This is a genomic window from Candidatus Fukatsuia endosymbiont of Tuberolachnus salignus, from assembly GCF_964030845.1.
In the GTDB taxonomy this organism is placed as follows: Bacteria; Pseudomonadota; Gammaproteobacteria; order Enterobacterales; family Enterobacteriaceae; genus Fukatsuia; species Fukatsuia symbiotica.
The window spans coordinates 2,925,788-2,946,975 of sequence record NZ_OZ034983.1 but is presented as its reverse complement, the minus strand read 5'-3'; the positions used below and the strand labels follow the sequence as shown (position 1 = coordinate 2,946,975).

Below are 21,188 nucleotides of genomic sequence, written 5' to 3'. Positions count from 1 at the left end.
TGCACAAGCTAATAATCCCTTCAAAGGGAAAACAAAGGAAATAAAAATTTTTGGTTTTCCCCTTGAAGGGAGTGACAATGCCCCCACTTAGTAGGTCATGGTACCGCTGATGACAGTAAATGGGTATCAATCCTGCATCTGATACGGACTTTTTATAGGAGAGCGATAAATGACACAACAACAAATAAACATTCGTCCATTACATGATCGCGTTATAGTTAAGCGCAAAGAAGTTGAAAATAAATCGCCTGGGGGTATTGTTCTGACGGGTTCAGCGGCGGGTAAATCAACACGTGGTAAAATCCTTGCGGTTGGTAACGGGCGTATTTTGGACGACGGGAAGGTCAGGCCTTTAGACGTGAAAGTGGGTGATGTCATTGTCTTTAATGATGGCTACGGGGTTAAAGTAGAGAAGATTGATGGCGAAGAAATGTTGATCATGTCAGAAAGTGACATTTTGGCCGTTGTTGTTGAAAATAAGTAGTACGATCAATCAATTTTCTGAACTAAACGAATTTGAGGGAAAGAATAATGGCAGCTAAAGACGTAAAATTTGGCAATGATGCTCGCGTAAAAATGTTGCGTGGCGTGAATATTCTTGCTGATGCAGTAAAAGTTACCTTGGGGCCCAAAGGCCGTAACGTAGTTCTAGATAAATCTTTTGGCTCTCCAAGCATCACTAAAGATGGTGTTTCTGTTGCCCGTGAAATCGAACTGGAAGATAAGTTTGAAAACATGGGTGCGCAGATGGTCAAAGAAGTGGCTTCTAAAGCGAATGACGTTGCGGGAGATGGCACAACTACGGCAACAGTGTTGGCACAAGCTATCGTTACTGAAGGTCTGAAAGCTGTTGCTGCAGGTATGAACCCGATGGATCTGAAACGCGGTATCGACAAGGCGGTAGACTCAGCAGTCGAAGAGTTGAAAAAATTGTCAAAACCTTGCGCTGATCCAAAAGCCATTACTCAAGTGGGTACTATTTCCGCGAACTCCGATGAGGTTGTTGGTGAATTGATTGCAGAAGCGATGGGCAAAGTGGGTAATGAAGGTGTTATCACGGTTGAAGAAGCTAGTGGTCTCTATAATGAGCTTACCGTCGTGGAAGGTATGCAGTTTGATCGTGGCTATTTGTCACCTTACTTTATCAATAAGCCAGAAGGTTCTTCCGTAGAGCTCGACAATCCTTTTATTCTATTGGTTGATAAGAAAATTTCTAATATCCGTGAACTTCTGCCAGTATTAGAAGCGGTGGCAAAAGCGGGTAGATCCCTATTGGTTATTGCAGAAGATGTTGAAGGTGAAGCATTGGCAACGCTGGTGGTAAACACTATGCGTGGTATTGTCAAGATTGCTGCGGTTAAAGCCCCGGGCTTTGGTGATCGTCGTAAAGCCATGCTGGCGGATATTGCTGTTTTAACCAAGGGTATCGTCATCGCTGAAGAAGTGGGGTTGGTTCTGGAAAAAGTGACTCTGGAAGATCTTGGGCAAGCAAAACGTATTATTATCACTAAAGATACTACTACCATTATTGATGGTGTGGGTGATAAAGGTATGATTGCGGCTCGTGTAGTTCAGATTAAAGCACAAGTTGAAGAAGCTTCATCTGACTACGACAAAGAAAAACTGCAAGAACGTGTCGCTAAACTTTCTGGTGGCGTGGCTGTTATTAAAGTCGGTGCAGCTACTGAAGTTGCAATGAAAGAGAAAAAAGCTCGTGTGGAAGATGCTCTGCATGCAACCCGAGCGGCTGTAGAGGAAGGTGTGGTACCTGGTGGTGGTGTGGCCTTGATTCGTGTTGCTACTGCTCTCAGTGAGCTGAAAGGTGACAATCAAGACCAGAATGTGGGTATTACTGTTGCTCTTAAAGCGATGGAAGCGCCGTTGCGTCAGATCGTGGTTAATGCTGGTGAGGAAGCTTCTGTTATTGCTGATAAGGTAAGAAAAGGTAGTGGTAACTTTGGTTACAATGCACAAACTGAAGAATACGGTGATATGATCGAAATGGGTATTTTGGATCCAACCAAGGTTACTCGCTCTGCGATACAGTATGCTGCGTCCATTGCTGGCCTGATGATTACTACCGAGTGTATGGTATCTGATTTGCCACGTGACGAAAAAGGTGCCGATATGGGCGCTGGTGGAATGGGCGGTATGGGTGGTGGAATGGGTGGTATGATGTAATTCCCCACTGCTTGATAGAGGACATTGATTCTTTATAGGCAGCTTATCCGCAGTGAAAGCGAGCAGGTTACCCTGCTCGTTTGTGTTTTTGTGTTGGTTAGAATTGTGTCTGTGTTAAAAAATATTTTCCCTCGTTCGTTTTCTCCACGAGATCTAGAGTTATATCGCCTCGCCGCTCCGGTTAGTTGGCTAGACAGCGTGGTTATTTTAGTTCGCGTACTTTACAGTTTTTACCTTTAATTTTTCCTTGCTGTAACTGTAGCAAAGCACGTTTTACACTCGTTTTACGGATAGCTACGTAAGCATGTGCAGGGAATATAGCTATTTTTCCTACATCAGCAGCGGTTAAACCGGCATTTCCTGTTAGGGCACCTAAAATGTCTCCGGGGCGTATTTTGGCTTTACGACCACCGTCGATACACAAAGTGATCATTTCTGCTTCCAGTATGACACTATTATTGCAACTATCGGTCGTACGTATTTTCTCAGTGGGCATCCAGCTTAGTTTCGTGTGCAAATAGTCTTCTATGGCGTGTGCTCTGTTCATCTCTTGTGGTGTACAAAGCGTTAGAGCAAGGCCATTTTTCCCCGTTCGGCCGGTACGTCCTATACGATGAATATGTACCTCTGGATCAAAAGCCAATTCAAAGTTAACCACTAATACCAAATCTTTAATATCCAAACCACGGGCGGCAACATCAGTCGCAACTAGAATACGGCAGCTATGGTTAGTAAACCGAACTAATACTTGATCTCGCAAAGATTGTTCTAATATCTCCGTGTAAAGCCAATACACTCATACCACAGGATCCAAGGGTTCGATAGACATCCTGGCAATCTCGTTTGGTATTACAAAATACTACACAAGAACTTGGTTGATAATGTCTGAGTACCGTAATCAGTAGTGGCAAACGCTCTTCACAGGTAGTTTCGTAAAATACCTGTTCAATAGAGGTTTCGTTTTCTTGTTGTGCAACGACCACATTTAATGGATGACGCTGTATTTTTGCGCTAACTTGTTCAATTCCGACAGGATAAGTAGCGGAAAATAATAGAGTTTGGTATTGTTGCGGAGCGTAATTAATAATCTTATCGATGGTTTCACTAAAACCCATATCCAGCATGCGGTCAGCTTCATCCAGCACTAGTACTTTTAGCCCCTTTAATATTAAGGTAGTTTTACTCAGATGTTCCTGGATACGACCCGGGGTACCGACCACAACATGAGGAGCATGCACCAGAGAATTGAGCTGTTGCCCCATCGGCTGACCACCACAGAGGGTTAAAATTTTAATATTTTGTGTAAAACGGGCTAAACGGCGTAGCTCTTTACTGATTTGATCTGCCAATTCACGTGTTGGACAGAGTACCAAAGCTTGCGTGACAAATGCTCCCATAGCAATTTTATCCAGCAAACCGATGCCAAACGCTGCCGTTTTACCGCTGCCGGTTTGGGCCTGGGCACGGACATCCTGTCCTTTAAGGATTGCCGGTAATACTGCTGCCTGTATCGGTGTCATTTCGTTGTAATCCAATTCTTTAAGATTCGACAACTGTTCGGCAGGCAGCGTTAATGAAGAAAAACCAGTAGTACTCACAATGGTGACTCCTGACGATATATCGATTTAGTCGCTTTCTCAAGGTCGTCATCAAGGTCGTCATCAAAAAACAGGGTCACTTGAGGATCGTCTTTATGTTGCATCCGAATTTCTTGTGCTACTAACGTGATCGCTTCAGCGCTACTCATTCCCGTTGATATCAATTGGTGAACTTTTTCCGCTGCTTTTTGTTGTTCCTGATGGGAAATCGAGGGCATGTCCGTTAACATGAATTTATCTCCTGCAAATAATATGCAAGTATACTCCTTCCTCTGCGCTATCTGTATTTAACGCATTCGAGAAAGATAAATTATGCTTATATTTATTAAAACGTTATTGAATTTTACTTCATCTAAAGGCTAATTATTCAATGAATTACCGTTGTGTGGTAACCGAAAGATATCAATTCTGTAAAGTTTATTTTTAATAATAGTCGATAATTACAACAGTTCCACCCGGGATAAATTGTAAAATTAAGTAATAATGTGGCACGTAAGATTGAAAAATGATTTATGTGCATCGTATTCGTTGTGCTTAATTTTTTTGCTGTTATTTAATGGCTCTGCTGGTAGCTAGATGACAATCAATAAAAACACAACGGGTTGGATGATATGAAAAGTTCTTGTCAAAGAGAAATCATATTGCCCAATTGCATTTCTTGTGTAAAGATCCGTACTGTAACAATATCTCTGGGTGAACGATTCTACTTCCCCGAGTACGCTGGGTAGCGTAAGCGGATACACTGCTTCTTTGCATCATAAATTTAAAAATAACTTCCTTAAATGAAAGAAATTTCTCTCAGTAAGAAAGATATTTTTCTCGGAATCTATTCGAAATCGTTATGAACGACGCTCAGACGAAGACGAAATGAGCGAAAGTTTACATAGGGTCAATGAGTATTATTCTGAGTACATTTTTGGCGGAGTGTCAGCGAGTGTAATAGATTGCGAATATGCTTATGGCGTGGTCAAAACTTAAGAGATGGTTGTCCTATATTTATTTGTATATCGAGAAGATTATTCATCATGACAAAAACAGATTATTTAATGCGTTTAAGAAAATGTAGGACTCTTGCTACCTTAGAGAGGGTAATTGAAAAGAATAGGTACGAACTTTCTGATGATGAGCTAGAATCGTTTAATTCTGCTGCGGATCATAGATTGGCAGAGGTTATTGCGGATAAATTTTTCGATAAGGTTCCGTCTTCGATGTGGCAACATGTCAGGTAATGTGCGAGATCTTGTTCAGTTACGCTGAAAGTATGGATGCTTTTACTTGCAGTGGTTAATCACTTTGCTGAGATACAGCATGTTACTCTTGAACTCGCAAAGCAAAATAGATATTACAGCATGAAAAAACAGGTTTTATTTTTACCTGATGAAGTTGCCACCGTTGCATTGGGTTCCGTTTTGGCGTCTGTTTGCAATAGTGCTAGCGTTATTTATCTTCTCGGTGAGTTAGGCAGTGGAAAAACCACCTTCAGCCGTGGTTTTCTTCGTGCCTTGGGCCATCGTGGTAGTGTAAAAAGTCCTACTTATACTTTGGTTGAACCTTATATTTTAACACCAAGAGCAGTTTATCATTTCGACCTGTATCGTTTAGCTGATGCGGAAGAATTGGAATTTATGGGTGTCCGTGATTATTTTGATCAACAGGCTATCTGTTTGGTGGAATGGCCACAAAAAGGAGCCGGTTTTTTGCCCAAAGCAGATATTAAGCTTCATTTAGCTTATCATCAGCAAGGGCGTCAGGCCCGGTTAGTGGCTTGTTCTGACTACGGTGTCGAACTATTACAGCGTTTAGCTGCTGAGTCACGGTATTCAAACAATGATATTTAACTGGCGTTACAGTGTTCCCCTTTTGTTTGTTGCTATTTTTTGCGTTTTGGTCGTCCCCGTTTTTTCTTGGGCGATGAAATTAACCGATATCAACGTTAGTAACGGGTTTACTGAGAGCAAAGTGATACTGAGTTTTGATCAACGCCCAGTGTATGATTTTTTTCTGTTACAGGATCCTGAGCGATTGGTGCTGGATGTTCGGCAAAGTGGCACTGTTTCAGGTTTACCTTTGGCGTTCCGTGAACCTCATCTGTTAAAAAAAATTCGTTCTAGTCAACCCCGAGACACACAAAGTACTCGTCTAGTATTTGATTTGACGCGAAAAGTGAAAACCAATGTGCTCGCTAAGCAAGCGGGCAACGTGTATCAGGTGATTTTCACCCTGATCGCTGAAGGAAAGACACCAGCTCGTGAAATAGCATCTATGCTGCAACCTAAATCCTCTAGCGAGAGTAATAATCCATTTAATAATCAGCCAGTAGGGATCGGCAAGAATAGTGTCGGCACTGTTACTACAGGTGTTACGACTACTGGAATGATGACCACAGGATCAGCCCGTACGGTGAAAACGGCAGGTTCATCTGTCAGTAATCGTGGCGCTAGCGGTTTGGTTATTGTTGCCATCGATGCCGGACATGGTGGCCAAGATCCAGGTGCTGTTGGTCAAAATGGTTTGCAAGAGAGGCATGTTACTATTAGTGTTGCACGTAAATTAGCGGCTTTACTCGATAACGATCCGTTGTTTAAACCGGTATTAACCCGTAATGGCGATTATTTCCTCTCGGTAATGGGGCGTTCTGATGTAGCACGTAAACAAAAGGCTAATGTATTGGTGTCTATTCACGCCGATGCTGCCCCAAACCGCCGCGCGAGGGGCGCGTCAGTTTGGGTGTTATCTAATCGCCGTGCTAACAGTGAACTTGGTAATTGGTTGGAACAACACGAAAAACAGTCGGAGCTGCTTGGTGGTGCGGGTGATCTGCTAGCTAGTCCTTCAGCCGATCCGTACCTAAGCAAAGCAGTGTTAGATTTGCAATTTGGTCATTCTCAGCGTGTTGGTTATGCCATCGCGGCTAGTATGCTACGTGAATTGAAACGTGTTGGCTCCATTCATAAAGTTGAACCTGAACATGCCAGTCTTGGGGTATTACGTTCACCCGATATTCCTTCGGTATTGGTGGAAACCGGCTTTATTAGCAATAGCATGGAAGAACGGTTGCTTGGTAGTGATGAGTACCAGGGTAAAATTGCTCAGGCGATTTATCAAGGTTTACGCAATTATTTTTTGGCGCACCCGTTACAGGTTTCGCCGACTCGACGTTGAAGATCCCTGGTAATGATGAGCGCATTTTTGATGAAGTATCAGCGATAGCAACAGATTTCGGATAGGCTCTAACATACATTAGCAAAAGGAACGATGATGCCGATTCAGATATTACCACCACAACTTGCTAATCAGATCGCTGCAGGAGAGGTGGTGGAACGACCTGCATCGGTAGTCAAAGAGTTACTAGAAAACAGTTTGGATGCGGGTGCGACGCGCATTGACATCGATATCGAACGTGGTGGCACGAAACTTATTCGTATTCGAGATAATGGTTGTGGCATTGCTAAAGAAGAACTGTCGTTGGCATTGGCTCGACACGCCACGAGTAAAATACGTTCATTGGAAGATCTGGAAACCATTCTTAGTATGGGGTTTCGTGGTGAGGCACTGGCTAGTATTAGTTCGGTATCCCGCTTGATGTTAACTTCACGTACGGCTAAACAAGCAGAGGCCTGGCAGTCTTATGTGGAAGGACGTGATATGGCGGTGACTATCAAACCAGCTGCTCATCCGGTCGGTAGTACGCTTGAGGTATTAGATTTGTTTTATAATACGCCGGCGCGTCGCAAATTCATGCGCACGGAAAAAACCGAATTTGGTCATATTGATGAAGTAGTTCGGCGTATTGCCCTGGCACGCTTCGATGTTACCATCAATCTTGGTCATAATGATAAGTTGATACGTCAGTATCGATCTGCCCTCGATCCATCACAATATGAGCGTCGATTAGCGAGTATCTGTGGTGCGGCATTTTTACAACATGCGTTAGCCATTTCGTGGCAGCATGGCGACTTGGCTATTGGTGGCTGGGTGGTGGATCCTGCCGTCAAACGTTCCTTGAATGAAATACAATATTGTTATGTTAATAAGCGCATGATGCGTGATCGAGTGATAAACCATGCCATCCGCCAAGCTTATCAGGATTTATTAAAAGATGGTCAGCAACCCTCTTATGTGCTCTATCTGGACCTCGATCCCCATCAGGTCGATGTCAATGTGCATCCGGCAAAACAAGAGGTGCGATTCCATCAAGCCAGGCTGGTGCATGATTTTATTTATCAGGCTGTCACTGCAGTTTTGCAACATAAGGCTCGACAACAGGGAGATCTACCATTAGAGGTTCTGCAATCTGGCACTCAACCTGTGTTGAGTATCGACACTGCGTTAGAAACACCTGGCTGGCAGCCTAAAACTCGTGTTTCTGCTGGATTGAATAAATACGCACAACCAGAATCGCTTAAAGAACCCCATCAGCATACTGATAGCGATAAATTGGTTGCGCGGGAGCAATGGGGAGCCGTCTATGCTAATCATCATGGTGTTAACCGTAATAGTTCTTGTCATAGTTTTGGTCGGGTGCTCAGCATCTTTCTGCCCTGCTATGCGTTAATTGAGTATAGTGATCAGAGAATCGCATTGTTGGCTTTATCGGTGGCTGAGCGTTGCTTGAAACAAACACAGCTTAACCGACTGCCACAGGCATTACGGGCACAGCCTTTGCTCATTCCGTTAAAGCTTAATCTGGATAAAACCGAAATCATGGCATATCAGCACCATAAAAATTTACTGTCCATGATGGGAATTGAGCTGACGATCACGCAAAATCGAGTGACTTTACATGCGGTATCGTTACCGTTACGTGACCAAAATTTACAAAAATTGATACCAGAATTGTTAATCTATTTGTCTAAGCAGGATAAAATATCGTCAGAAGTACTGGCTACGTGGATTGCTAGGCATCTTAGCAGTGAGCATAAGATGTGGAATGTTTCACAAGCGATACAGTTATTGACTGATGTTGAACGTCTTTGCCCTCATCTGGTGCGATCTCCGCCAGCAGAACTTTTACAATTTATTGATATACAGTCTACATTGGCAATGTTACTACATGAACAAAATTGAGAATGTAACCCGCCCCAGTGCAATCTTTATTATGGGGCCGACTGCTTCTGGTAAGACGGTGTTATCAATAGCATTGCGGCAATATTTGCCGGTAGAATTGATCAGTGTCGATTCTGCACTAATTTACCGTGGCATGGATATTGGCACTGCGAAGCCCAGTGCTCAAGAATTAGCACTGACTCCGCACCGCTTGATTGATGTTTGTGATCCAGCCGAGTCTTATTCTGTCGCAAATTTTCGTCGAGACGCATTGAAAGAAATGGCTGAAATCAGCGCTACCGGGCGTATTCCATTACTGGTAGGTGGCACCATGCTATATTTCAAAGCCCTTTTGGAGGGCTTATCACCCTTACCCTCAGCAGATCCTGTGATACGTCAGCAACTTGAGCAGCAAGCGGTAAAATTGGGATGGGAAGCTTTACACCAGCAGTTAGCGAGTGTGGATCCGCTTGCAGCGCAACGAATTCATCCAAATGATCCTCAAAGACTCATCAGGGCACTGGAAGTTTTTCTTATTTCGGGTAACACTTTAACGGAATTGATGAAAACTTCCGGTGAAACTTTGCCGTACAGGGTTTATCAATTTGCAATTGTGCCTGTGCATCGTGATTTTTTGCACCAGCGGATCGAATCTCGTTTTCATCATATGCTGGATGCTGGATTTGAAGCAGAGGTTAAGGCGCTCTTTGATCGTGGGGATTTACATAAGGATATGCCATCCATGCGCTGTGTTGGTTATCGCCATATGTGGTCTTACTTCGCCGGTGATTATGGCTATGATGACATGGTTTACCGCGGAATTTGTGCGACACGTCAACTCGCAAAACGTCAAATAACCTGGCTACGGGGTTGGAATGCTGTTCAGTGGTTCGATAGTGATAAACCACAGCAAACTTTAGATTCTATAATACAAGTTGTTAGTATATAGCATGAGCTATTGTGTACAATCGCTCAAAATGTCAGGGCGAAAATTTTTACGTAGTTTCTTTTCGAGCCACTAGTTGCTTACTTAAAAACAACAAACAATAAGGAAAAGATGGGATGGCTAATAAGGGACAATCTTTACAAGATCCTTTCCTAAACGCGTTACGTCGTGAAAGGGTTTCGGTTTCTATTTATTTGGTGAATGGTATTAAACTTCAGGGACAGATTGAGTCTTTTGACCAGTTTGCTATCGTGTTAAGAAGTAAGGTGAACCAAATGGTCTACAAACATGCTATTTCTACTGTCGTGCCCGATCGTCAGGTGTCACTCCATAAGGATAATAATCCTACCGTTTCTGCTGCAGCAACAGCGGCCGAAAAACGATGATGCTGAATAACACGCCTGGTTGGTGAACGAGGATGGAAAACAGTATAGAAAATATAACTTTATGTTTTCCAAGCTAGCTACTTTTATCCGCTTGAGAGGTTGTGCACTTGTTTGACCGTTATGAAGTAGGGGATCGGGCTATCCTGGTGCATATCTTTTTTTCTCAAAAAAAAGATAAAGATACAGAAGATTTGCGCGAGTTCGAATCACTGGTCTCTTCAGCGGGGGTTGAGGCGGTGAGCGTTATCACGGGTAGTCGCCAATTTCCCCATGTAAAGTATTTCGTTGGTAAGGGTAAAGCCGAAGAAATCGCCGCTGTTGTCAAAACGACGGGGGCATCTGTTGTACTGTTTGATCATGTTCTTTCTGCTGCGCAAGAAAGAAATCTGGAACGTTTGTGTGCATGTCGAGTGATTGATCGAACCGGTTTGATTTTAGATATTTTTGCTCAACGTGCCCGTACTCATGAAGGTAAGTTGCAAGTTGAATTGGCGCAATTACGTCATATTGCCACTAGATTGGTACGTGGTTGGACGCATTTGGAACGTCAGAAAGGGGGCATAGGGTTAAGAGGGCCTGGTGAAACTCAGCTGGAAACTGACCGTCGTTTATTACGTGACCGTATCAGTTTGATTCTAGGTCGGCTGGAACGGGTAGCAAAACAGCGTGAACAGGGGAGGCGGGCACGTAGCAGAGCGCAAGTTCCTACAGTTTCGCTAATCGGTTACACTAACGCGGGTAAATCTAGTTTATTTAATCGAATGACGGCAGCCGATGTCTATACGGCTGACCAGCTCTTTGCTACTCTCGATCCTACCTTGCGCTGCATCAACGTGACGGATGTGGGGGAGACCGTATTGGCGGATACCGTTGGTTTTATCCGGCATTTGCCGCATGATTTGGTCGTTGCTTTTAAAGCGACACTACAGGAAACGCGGCAAGCCTCATTATTGTTACATATTGTTGATGCTGCGGATCTGCGTGTTGATGAAAATATGATGGCGGTTGATGTAGTGCTAAAGGAAATTACCGCTGATGAAGTTCCTCGACTCTTAGTGATGAATAAAATTGACAGGTTGTCTGGAGTGATGCCACGTATTGATCGTAACGAAGAAAATGTACCCGTCCGAGTGTGGGTCTCAGCGCAAACCGGAGCTGGCATTTCGTTGCTCTTTCAAGCGCTGAGCGAGCGTCTTAGTGGTGAGGTAGCACAGTATGAATTGAAATTACCGCCCGAGGAGGGCCGTCTACTTAGCCGTTTACACCAACTGCAATCAATTGAAAAAAAATGGGTAATAGAAGAAAGTGGGCACGTTGGTATGTTAATTCGGATGCCTGTGGCCAAGTGGTGCCGTTTGTGTAAGGAAGAACAAAAATTAGTCGATTATATTGTTTAGCCCATAGCGACGGTTAATCGTGTATTATTGTGGGATTAAATTTTGTGTAATGGAGTGTTTGTCTCTTGGAGCAAACTCTTGGTCTAAAGAAAACCAATCATAGAATGGAGCTAAAACATGGCGTGGAATCAGCCCGGTAATAACGGACAGGACCGCGATCCGTGGGGAAGCAGCAATAATAGCGGCAACTCTAGCGGAAATAATAATAAAGGTGGTAGTAAGCAAAAGCCGCCTGATCTTGGCGATATCCTCCGTAAGCTGAGTACGAAATTAAGCGATTTCGGTGGCAAAGGCAAAGGTAGTAATAATACCAGTGTATCGGGTTGGGGGTTTGGCCGTATCGTCAGTACTGTGGCTATAGTGATGATTGTCATATGGGCAGTCAGTGGTTTTTATACCATCAGGGAAGCTGAACGTGGTGTAGTGACTCGTTTGGGGAAATTAAGCCATATCGTACAGCCTGGATTGAATTGGAAACCCACTTTTATCGATGAGGTCACTCCGGTTAATGTTGAGTCAGTACGAGAGCTAGCGGCAGCCGGTGTTATGTTAACTTCTGATGAAAATGTCGTTCGGGTTGAAATGAATGTTCAGTACCGGGTCACCGACCCTGCCGCTTACCTGTTTAGTGTGGTCTATCCTGGCGACAGTTTACGTCAGGCAACCGACAGTGCTGTACGGGGAGTTATCGGGAAATTCACCATGGATAAAATCCTGACGGAAGGGCGTACCATCGTTCGTAGTGAGACTCAACGTGTCCTGGAAGAAACTGTTCGACCCTATAAAATGGGGATTACTTTGCTCGATGTTAACTTCCAAGCTGCTCGTCCGCCAGAAGAAGTAAAAGCAGCTTTTGACGATGCAATTGCAGCTCGTGAAAACGAACAACAGTATATTCGTGAAGCGGAGGCCTACGCCAACGAGGTTCAACCTCGTGCCAACGGTCAAGCTCAGCGTCTATTGGAAGATGCTAAAGCTTACACTTCACGTACCGTGTTAGAAGCACAAGGTGAAGTTGCCGGTTTTGCCAAATTGTTGCCTGAGTATAAGGCCGCACCTGAAATTACACGTGAGCGACTGTATATTGATGCTATGGAGAAGGTGTTAAGTCATAGCCGTAAAGTGTTGGTTAATGATAAGGGAGGGAATTTGATGGTACTTCCCCTGGATCAAATGCTACGTGGGCAGACAACACTAAATAAAGCCGATGGCGATAAAAACACCAGTTTGATTGATCTGAGCCGGCCTTCGTCTGCTAAAAGCAGTCAAAGTAAGGATGTAAAAAGCGCCAGTACGGGTAGTCTCTCGGATCAAGGTCGAGCTAACGTTCAACGTAGCGTTCCCATTCGCGTAGGGAGAGAATAATCAATGCGTAAGCCTTTTTTACTTATCATCGCTATGGTAGTGATAGCGTTTTACGCGTCAGTGTTTGTTGTACAGGAAGGTCAACGCGGTATCGTACCGCGTTTTGGCAAAGTACTGCGTGATAACGATAATAAGCCGTTGGTTTATGTGCCAGGGCTCCATTTTAAAATGCCGCTTATCGAAACGGTGAAAACACTGGATGCACGTATTCAAACTATGGACAACCAGGCAGATCGCTTTGTTACTAAAGAGAAAAAAGATCTCATTGTTGATTCCTATTTAAAATGGCGTATCAGTGATTTCAGCCGTTACTATCTGGCGACAGGAGGTGGAGATGTTTCACAGGCTGAAGTGTTGCTAAAACGTAAGTTTAGTGATCGCCTGCGTTCTGAAATTGGTCGTTTGGACGTAAAGGATATTGTGACTGATTCTCGTGGTAAGCTCACGTCTGATGTGCGTAATGCTTTGAACACGGGCACAGTTGATGATGAAATGGTCACTACTGATGCAGATGATGCGATTGCGATTGCGATTGCGATTGCGGCGGCGCGAGTCGAGCGGGAAACTCGTGGTAAACAACCGGCGGTTAACCCGAATAGTATGGCAGCCTTAGGAATCGAAGTCGTCGACGTACGGATTAAGCAAATCAACTTACCCGCTGAAGTCTCTGACGCTATTTTCCAGCGCATGCGTGCGGAACGTGAGGCAGTAGCTCGTCGCCATCGTTCACAAGGCCAGGAAGAAGCAGAGAAACTGCGAGCAACCGCTGATTATGAAGTGACACGTACACTGGCAGAAGCAGAACGTCAGGCACGTATCACGCGTGGTCAAGGTGATGCGGAAGCTGCTAGATTGTTTGCTGAGGCTTTCAGTAAAGATCCTGATTTTTACGCTTTTATCCGGAGTCTACGTGCTTACGTAAAAAGCTTTGGCTCTAATGATGTGATGGTGCTTAGTCCTGACAGTGATTTCTTTCGTTTTATGAAATTGCCGGAAAAATCTACGAATCGTCCATGATGTAATGTTTGTTATTATTAAGGCTCGTTAATACGAGCCTTTCTTTATGAACCTGTTTGGAATCTCTTGTGCTCGCCGTGTTTTGGTCAAGTAATTCGTTAAAGGCGCGCTCAAAACGCTCATTGACTCCCTTTTGTTGTATACAAAGGGTAAACCGCGCTTTTTCGCTCATTTTTTCCTCGCCTGAGCGTCGCTCAAAAAGATTTGGACAGGTTCTTAAAATCTGTTTAAACCTATTCAATAGACTTTTTGCGTGTAATAGCTTTGTTACCACTGAGGCGATATGTTGATATTTGATGGTCGATCCATTGATACTGATGAGCAGGGTTATTTAAAAAACAGCACGGATTGGTCCGAGACGTTGGCTCCGCTTTTAGCGGAACGGGAGGGTATCGTCTTGACGGAATCACATTGGGAAATCGTGCACTTTGTACGTGATTTCTACCAAAAGTATAATACTTCACCTGCGATTCGTATGCTAGTCGTTGCTATGGCGCAAAAATTTGGTGAAGCAAAAGGTAATAGCCGTTACCTGTATCGCTTATTTCCTAAAGGTCCAGCAAAACAAGCGACTAAAATTGCCGGATTGCCTAAGCCAGTGAAATGTATCTGATCCACTATCGTCCGAGCGATTGCTTTTATTAATAAGATTTTTTAATATCAATGTGTTATCGAAAATTTTATCATTGGACTTCTTGCAAAACCGTTGTTCGTTATGTGAAGTCAAAGCGTATTCATAAACCTAAGGCATATTTCAGCACATACTCTTTCAACTTACCGGCTCGCTGTGCTGCCATCAGTGCCAGGTTGCGCACTATTTTTACAGGCAGCAAACTATTACTGAACGCGGTATAAAAAAGATCCATGCCACTTTGCATTAACAAATTGTCTCTTCTGCGTCGATACTGATAGCGTAACAATACCTCCTTACTATACCAGGCTCTGGTTAGCTCACGAGCTTGATTAAGCACATCAATCAATGCATCCACATCCTTATAGCCTAAGTTGACGCCTTGTCCGGCTAGCGGATTAATAGTGTGTGCAGCATCACCCAATAGTGCTAACCCAGATTCAACGTAATGTTGCGCATGACAGCGAGTTAGCGGGAAGGATCCCGTTGCGATAGCATTGACTTTGCCGAGACGTGCTGGAAAAGCGCGGGTGATCTCTTGATTGAGTTGTGAAAGCGGCATCGCTTGTAACTGGCGAATACGTTGCGGACTATCATACCAGGCCAACGATGCCCAATGACCAAACAATGGCAAAAAAGCACGCGGTCCGGATGGAAAAAATTGTTGCCAGGTGGTTTCCTGTTGTGGTGTTTCTGTTTCCACTGTGACTAACATACAAGCTTGACGATATTGCCAACCGCTGGTGCCTATACCCGCTAAACGTCGTACTAGCGAATGGGGGCCATCAGAACCGATGATTAAACGTGTCTTTAATTGTTGTGGTCTGTCCAGCGTCAATTGCCAGTGATCATCTATTCTTCGCATATTTTTCAATTCTGCTGGACAGAGTAATGTCAAGCCATTGCATTCTTTCATCTGTTGCCACAATGCCAGTTGTAATACGCGGTTTTCAACCATGAAACCCAATTCTGGCAACGCCAGGAATGCAGCATCAAAAATCACCTCTGAACCGGATAATTCCCAAGTTTCAAGGCGGCGATAGGGCGCGTAACGCATCTGCTGTACTCGCGCCCATACTCCTGGCTGCTTTAGCAAACCAATAGTGGTGTAATTGATGGCGGATACCCGCAGATCTGGAGGGCTATTATCATCAAAAGGTAAGAGGGCTTTGTGTTCTAACAGAGCAACCGACCAACCACATCGTGCTAAGTTTAATGCTGCAGCTGCACCCACTATTCCACCGCCCACTACGACTACATCATAATTTTGTTGATCATCATTCATGCTAGTTATACTTTTAAATTTGTGTGTTGATCGTTAAACAGTGGATTTGTGTTATTGACATTAATAGCGCTTTCCGGTGACTTTTTGCCGATTAACAGGTTATCACTGGTCAGGATGGCAGCGAATGAATACAATGCCGTTTAATTAAGTAGTTAAGCCTTTATTCATTTAAAGAGTATGGAGCAGATAAGATCCCAATGAGAAAAAAACTGCATATTAAAACCTGGGGCTGCCAGATGAACGAATACGATTCATCAAAAATAGTAGACCTGTTAGCCAGTACTCATGGCTATCAATTGACCGAACTACCGGAAGAAGCTGATCTTTTGTTGCTGAATACCTGTTCTATTCGTGAGAAAGCACAGGAAAAAGTCTTCCATTTATTGGGGCGTTGGGAGCTATTGAAAAACAGTAATCCGCAGCTACTTATTGGTGTTGGTGGCTGTGTTGCCTCGCAAGAAGGGGAAAATATCCGCCAACGTGCTCCCTGTGTAGATATAATATTTGGACCGCAAACTCTACATCGCTTACCAGAAATGATCAACCAGGTACAGGGAACACAGAGTCCGGTAGTAGATATTAGCTTTCCTGAAATTGAAAAATTTGATTGTCTGCCGGAGCCGCGTGCTGACGGGCCTTCTGCTTTTGTCTCTATCATGGAGGGGTGTAATAAATACTGTACTTTCTGTGTAGTACCCTATACTCGGGGTGAAGAGGTGAGTCGACCCAGTGATGATATTTTATTTGAAATTACTCAGTTAGCGGCTCAGAATGTCCGTGAAGTGAATTTGTTGGGTCAGAATGTAAATGCTTATCGTGGTGCTACCTATGATGGTGGTGTTTGCAGTTTTGCTGAGTTACTGCGGTTGGTTGCTGCCATTGATGGTATTGATCGTGTGCGTTTCACTACTAGTCATCCTATTGAATTTAATGATGATATTATCAAAGTATACGAAGATACGCCCGAATTGGTAAGTTTTTTGCATCTACCGGTACAAAGCGGTTCTGACCGTATATTGGTAATGATGAAACGTGCTCATACCGCATTGGAATATAAAGCGATCATTCGTAAATTGCGCAGAGCACGCCCTGGTATTCAGGTTAGCTCCGATTTTATCGTTGGTTTCCCCGGTGAAACATTAGACGATTTTGAAAAAACGATGAAACTGATAGCCGATGTTAATTTTGATACTAGCTATAGTTTTATTTATTCCCCTCGTCCTGGCACGCCAGCCGCGGATCTGCCAGATAATGTTTCTGTAGAAGAAAAAAAGCAGCGTTTACAAATTTTACAGCAACGTATTAGTCAACAGGCTATGCATTTCAGCCGTGCTATGGTTGGCACGACACAACGGATTTTAGTTGAAGGCCCATCACGCAAAAATGTGATGGAATTAGCGGGGCGCACAGAAAATAACCGTGTGGTGAATTTCGAAGGTTCACCAGCAATGATTGGTAAATTCGTTGATGTGGAAATTGCCAGCGTCTACGCAACTTCTTTGCGTGGTATCCTTGTGCGTACTGAAGAGCAAATGGATCTAAGGAACATACCACGATGCATTTCCGTGCGATAGCCCGTATTGTTGGTCATCTGGTCATCTTATTCTCCGTAACCATGATTGTTCCCGGGGTAGTGGCATTGATTTATCATGATGGGGCTGGTCGAGCCTTCGTCGAGACGCTTGTTGTTGCTGTCACCATCGGCTTGCTTCTTGCCTTGCCGAACCGAAAACAGAAACATGAATTGAAGCCTCGAGAAGGATTTTTAATAGTGGTACTTTTCTGGACGGTGTTGGGAAGTGTGGGAGCACTACCCTTTTTATTTTCTGAGCGGCCTAATCTTTCTGTCACTGATGCCTTTTTTGAATCTTTCTCTGCGGTTACTACTACCGGGGCGACCACATTGGTGGGATTAGAATCTCTACCGAAAGCGATTTTGTTTTACCGGCAAATGTTGCAATGGCTCGGTGGTATGGGCATCATCGTACTGGCTGTAGCTATTTTACCTATTCTTGGGGTTGGTGGTATGCAGTTGTATCGAGCGGAAATGCCTGGCCTGCTAAAAGATAATAAAATGCGTCCGAGGATTGCCGAAACAGCTAAAACGCTTTGGTTGATCTACGTGCTGTTGACCATTGTTTGTGCATTTGCTCTCTGGTGTGCTGGGATGTCGGTATTTGATGCTATATCTCATAGTTTTTCGACCATTGCTATAGGTGGTTTTTCCACTTACGATGCAAGTATTGGTTATTTTGCTAGCCCAGCTATTAATACCATTATTGCGCTATTTTTATTGATCTCTGGTTGTAATTTTGCGCTGCATTTTGCGGCTTTTAGTGGGTTGAATCTGAAGGTATATTGGCGCGATCTCGAGTTTCGTATATTTATCCTAATACAACTCACATTAGTTATTATCTGCACTCTTGTACTCTGGCAATACAATGTTTATCAATCCGGTTTAGAGACATTAAGTCAAGCATTTTTCCAAGTGGTTTCGATGGCAACTACCGCGGGTTTTACCACTGATAGTTTTGCTCAGTGGCCATTATTTCTGCCCATGTTGTTGTTATGTTCCGCTTTTATCGGTGGTTGCGGTGGTTCAACGGGGGGAGGCTTGAAAGTGATCCGCATTTTGCTGTTATACTTGCAGGGGTTGAGGGAATTAAAACGGCTGGTCCATCCAAATGCAGTTTACACTATAAAATTGGGTCGTAGGGCACTACCGGAACGAATACTTGAAGCCGTTTGGGGTTTTTTTTCCGCGTACGCGTTGGTTTTTATTATCAGTATGCTGGCGATCATTGCGACTGGTGTGGATGAATTCACCGCATTTTCTGCGGTCACTGCAAGTTTAAACAATTTGGGACCAGGACTGGGTGTTGTGGCTGATAATTTTATCTCCATGAACGATACGGCAAAATGGATATTAGTAATCACCATGTTATTTGGTCGCCTAGAAGTTTTTACTTTACTGGTTTTGTTTACACCTACGTTTTGGCGCGAGTGATCTTAAATAGGGTCGTCACGTAATAAAAAATATATTATCACGTAGCAAGTAACGACTACTGTTGAGATGATTCAAGAATGAATTTAGCCCATCGCTGACACGATATATCCGATCATGTTTGGAGCCTACTGGAACCTCATCTGCCGGGAAGAAAAGGTATCTGGGATGGAATAGACTTGTTGCCTAATAGAGAAACGAACATTTTTTAAGCATTTTAGGGATGCGTTTTGCATTACCTCGTGCGAAAAAATCGCTTAAAGGCCCTTCTATGACGCCCGTTATTGCTGAATAAGCACCGATCTACTACAAGTCTAATAGCTCGAGATAATCGGCAGTTTATTAATGTGGTTTTCTGGATATTGAAAACCAGACCCCCCTGGCGTGACAAAGGGCTATGAGAGTCTCTCCTCGAAGAGCTAATTGTGGAGCCGGATTTTGAATGGCTAATGATGGATGCCATTCATAGTCAAGTTCATCTTCACGTGGCAGGCATAAAAGAGGGGTAATCAAGATCGGACGTACAAAGGGGGCTCAACAGTAAGATACATTTGGCCGTGGGTGCGCATGGTATGCCGGTCAGAGCGATTATTACATCAGGTACCGAAGCAGATTGTACGAGAGCTATGGACTTCATTGAGGGCATGACAGCGGAATGTCTGTTGGCTGACAAAGGCTATGACAGTAATAACATGATTAAGCAAGCAGAAGAAGTTGGCATGAAAGTGGCTGTCCCGCCCAAAAAGAATCGGAAGATTCAACGTGAATATGACAAGGACCTCTACAAACATCGACATCTTGTGGAGAATGATTTTCTACATCTCAAACGCTGGCGGGGTATTGCCACGAGTTATGCAAAAAATACCCCCCTCGTTTTTGGCTGCTGTACAAATACGATACATTGCTCTACGGTTCAATATTTCATGACGATACTATCTAGTACTACAGTCGTAGTTAGGTTGTGTATAATGAGGGGCTGTGGGATTGGGATTGATGTTATTTTAATCTATGGTGTTAGATGACGTCGGTGGCTCAGCGATTTTTGACAAATTAACGAACAGGCTAGGGAGTTTATTCCCTCGTTCTGAAACCCGTGAACGGGCAGCAGGTTATGTAAAGGGGTTACTGAGCCAGTGTCAGCGTAAAACCTGCTGGCAATTGGCGGAATGGTTGGGTGAGGACTCTCCGCATAGGTATTCAGTATTGACTTGAGCGAGTGCACCCAGTGGGATGCAAAGGGAGAAGGTCTCGCTGGAAAAATTGGTTCAGGTGGAAGTCAGCGCAGGCAGATTGAACAAGGCTTCCAGATGACGAAAGGTGAATGTGGACTAGACTACTATGAAGTTCGCTAGTGGAAAGGGTGGTACCGCTATATTACCCTATCACTACTTGCCCTACTGGTCGTGATACGCCAGTCCGCTCAAAAAAAACTTCCCGGGACGCGTACCCTGGTCCCTTCCCGAACTGAGGAACCTGTTCACAAGCTGGTTATGGCCACGAATACTATCGCTCTCCCATGCTTTGCAGTGGTCTGACTGGCGACGGCGCATCAATATTGTGCCTGGCAATGTCACTGGCCTCGCAGGAAAAACCTGGCACTATGAGGGGATTCGACCCAACTACGACTGCAGTACTAGAACCTATGTAAGGGACATCACTATGAAGGTACTACTACTTTATTCCAGCAAAGATGGACAAACCAAAAAAATTGCTACTTATATTTCTGGACAGTTATCAACAACGGTAACTTGTAAGATACAAAAATTGTCTCCGACAACTGAAATCGACCTGGAGCAATACCAGCAAATAATGATTGGTGCATCGGTTCGTTATGGGCATTTTAGCCCGGTATTCAATACATTTATCAGGCGACATATAGAACAACTCAACCATATACCTGGTGCATTTTTTGCGGTTAACTTAACGGCTCGAAAATTGGAAAAACGCTCTCCACAAACGAACAGCTATGTTCGTAAATTTTTATCGAGCACACCTTGGCAACCAAGATTATCTGCCGTATTTGCGGGAGCATTGTGTTATCCGCGTTATGGCTGGTTTGATCGAATAATGATTCAGCTTATTATGCACATGACAGGTGGTGAAACAGATGCGAGTAAGGAAGTGGAATATACTGATTGGCAACAGGTAAATGATTTTGCTAAGGCTTTCAGCCTTATATCGAATGGAAAGTAAAAGGCGTTTTTATTACAGCAAATAGCTGAAAAAAAATGCAATTAAAATTCTTTTTCAAATTAAGGGTTGCAGGTTGAGATAAACTCCCTATAATGCGCCTCCACTGACGTAAGGTGATTTAACGAACCTTCGCAGTAGC

The 21,188-nt window shown here is 43.9% G+C and carries 16 protein-coding genes and 4 pseudogenes; 17 read left to right on the top strand and 3 right to left on the bottom strand.

What is annotated here, in order from left to right; all coding sequences use genetic code 11:
- Positions 1 to 184 precede the first annotated feature (184 nt).
- Together AAHH42_RS14150 and groL are read left to right on the top strand one after the other, a co-directional pair.
- A complete protein-coding gene (locus tag AAHH42_RS14150; RefSeq protein WP_072549860.1) occupies positions 185 to 484 on the top strand; it encodes a co-chaperone GroES in 300 nt (99 codons plus the stop codon).
- Between the two features lie 47 nt (positions 485 to 531).
- Positions 532 to 2,181 carry a chaperonin GroEL gene (groL, locus tag AAHH42_RS14145; protein WP_072549838.1) on the top strand — a complete coding sequence of 550 codons (1,650 nt, stop codon included), beginning with the start codon at positions 532 to 534 and terminating at the stop codon, positions 2,179 to 2,181.
- Positions 2,182 to 2,383: 202 nt separating this feature from the next.
- Here groL and dbpA read toward each other — a convergent pair.
- Positions 2,384 to 3,779 (bottom strand): annotated as a pseudogene (gene dbpA / locus AAHH42_RS14140) (ATP-dependent RNA helicase DbpA).
- The gene (locus tag AAHH42_RS14135; protein ID WP_072549840.1) at positions 3,776 to 4,009 is read right to left on the bottom strand and encodes a YoaH family protein; all 234 of its coding nucleotides are present in this window, start codon (positions 4,007 to 4,009) and stop codon (positions 3,776 to 3,778) included. The pseudogene dbpA and the gene AAHH42_RS14135 overlap by 4 nt, the downstream one beginning before the upstream one ends.
- 795 nt (positions 4,010 to 4,804) lie before the next feature.
- Between AAHH42_RS14135 and hha the strand changes: the two genes are divergently transcribed.
- The 10 genes and pseudogenes from hha (at position 4,805) to tusE (ending at position 14,549) form a co-directional block, all read left to right on the top strand.
- A complete protein-coding gene (gene hha / locus AAHH42_RS14130) occupies positions 4,805 to 5,008 on the top strand; it encodes a hemolysin expression modulator Hha (protein ID WP_072549841.1) in 204 nt (67 codons plus the stop codon).
- Positions 5,009 to 5,128: 120 nt separating this feature from the next.
- Positions 5,129 to 5,617 (top strand): tRNA (adenosine(37)-N6)-threonylcarbamoyltransferase complex ATPase subunit type 1 TsaE, encoded by a 489-nt coding sequence (tsaE, locus tag AAHH42_RS14125; protein WP_072549861.1) that lies wholly within the window; start codon positions 5,129 to 5,131, stop codon positions 5,615 to 5,617.
- Positions 5,607 to 6,929 (top strand): annotated as a pseudogene (gene amiB / locus AAHH42_RS14120) (N-acetylmuramoyl-L-alanine amidase AmiB); the annotation flags it as partial. The gene tsaE and the pseudogene amiB, both read left to right, overlap by 11 nt.
- A 108-nt stretch (positions 6,930 to 7,037) precedes the next feature.
- Positions 7,038 to 8,846 carry a DNA mismatch repair endonuclease MutL gene (gene mutL, locus AAHH42_RS14115; RefSeq protein WP_119797687.1) on the top strand — a complete coding sequence of 603 codons (1,809 nt, stop codon included), beginning with the start codon at positions 7,038 to 7,040 and terminating at the stop codon, positions 8,844 to 8,846.
- Complete coding sequence (gene miaA / locus AAHH42_RS14110; RefSeq protein ID WP_072549844.1) at positions 8,833 to 9,774, top strand: tRNA (adenosine(37)-N6)-dimethylallyltransferase MiaA; 942 nt, start codon at positions 8,833 to 8,835, stop codon at positions 9,772 to 9,774. Before mutL ends, miaA begins: the two co-directional genes overlap by 14 nt.
- Before the next feature lie 113 nt (positions 9,775 to 9,887).
- Positions 9,888 to 10,157, top strand: a complete 270-nt coding sequence (gene hfq, locus AAHH42_RS14105) for an RNA chaperone Hfq (RefSeq protein WP_072549845.1) — start codon at positions 9,888 to 9,890, stop codon at positions 10,155 to 10,157.
- Positions 10,158 to 10,264: 107 nt separating this feature from the next.
- Positions 10,265 to 11,554: a ribosome rescue GTPase HflX gene (gene hflX / locus AAHH42_RS14100; protein ID WP_072549846.1), complete on the top strand. Its 1,290-nt coding sequence runs from the start codon at positions 10,265 to 10,267 to the stop codon at positions 11,552 to 11,554.
- 117 nt (positions 11,555 to 11,671) lie between these two features.
- On the top strand, positions 11,672 to 12,919 hold the full coding sequence (gene hflK, locus AAHH42_RS14095; RefSeq protein ID WP_072549847.1) for an FtsH protease activity modulator HflK: 1,248 nt from the start codon (positions 11,672 to 11,674) through the stop codon (positions 12,917 to 12,919).
- A gap of 3 nt (positions 12,920 to 12,922) precedes the next feature.
- Positions 12,923 to 13,936, top strand: a complete 1,014-nt coding sequence (gene hflC, locus AAHH42_RS14090) for a protease modulator HflC (protein ID WP_342221402.1) — start codon at positions 12,923 to 12,925, stop codon at positions 13,934 to 13,936.
- A 283-nt stretch (positions 13,937 to 14,219) separates the two neighbouring features.
- A complete protein-coding gene (gene tusE / locus AAHH42_RS14085) occupies positions 14,220 to 14,549 on the top strand; it encodes a sulfurtransferase TusE (protein ID WP_072549850.1) in 330 nt (109 codons plus the stop codon).
- A 121-nt stretch (positions 14,550 to 14,670) separates the two neighbouring features.
- On the opposite strand, the gene ubiF is transcribed toward tusE, so the two are convergent.
- A complete protein-coding gene (ubiF, locus tag AAHH42_RS14080) occupies positions 14,671 to 15,852 on the bottom strand; it encodes a 3-demethoxyubiquinol 3-hydroxylase (protein ID WP_072549851.1) in 1,182 nt (393 codons plus the stop codon).
- Between the two features lie 197 nt (positions 15,853 to 16,049).
- Between ubiF and miaB the strand changes: the two are divergent.
- From miaB to hemG, 5 genes and pseudogenes are all read left to right on the top strand, one after another.
- Positions 16,050 to 17,396: pseudogene (gene miaB / locus AAHH42_RS14075) on the top strand (tRNA (N6-isopentenyl adenosine(37)-C2)-methylthiotransferase MiaB); the annotation flags it as partial.
- An 11-nt stretch (positions 17,397 to 17,407) separates the two neighbouring features.
- Entirely contained in the window at positions 17,408 to 18,859 is a 1,452-nt protein-coding gene (gene trkH / locus AAHH42_RS14070) for a Trk system potassium transporter TrkH (protein WP_072549853.1), read from the top strand.
- 314 nt (positions 18,860 to 19,173) lie between these two features.
- Positions 19,174 to 19,783: pseudogene (locus AAHH42_RS14065) on the top strand (IS5 family transposase); the annotation flags it as partial.
- 81 nt (positions 19,784 to 19,864) lie between these two features.
- Positions 19,865 to 20,068, top strand: a complete 204-nt coding sequence (locus AAHH42_RS14060) for a hypothetical protein (RefSeq protein WP_342221401.1) — start codon at positions 19,865 to 19,867, stop codon at positions 20,066 to 20,068.
- Positions 20,069 to 20,515: 447 nt separating this feature from the next.
- Complete coding sequence (hemG, locus tag AAHH42_RS14050) at positions 20,516 to 21,049, top strand: menaquinone-dependent protoporphyrinogen IX dehydrogenase (RefSeq protein ID WP_342222083.1); 534 nt, start codon at positions 20,516 to 20,518, stop codon at positions 21,047 to 21,049.
- The last annotated feature ends 139 nt before the right edge of the window (positions 21,050 to 21,188 follow it).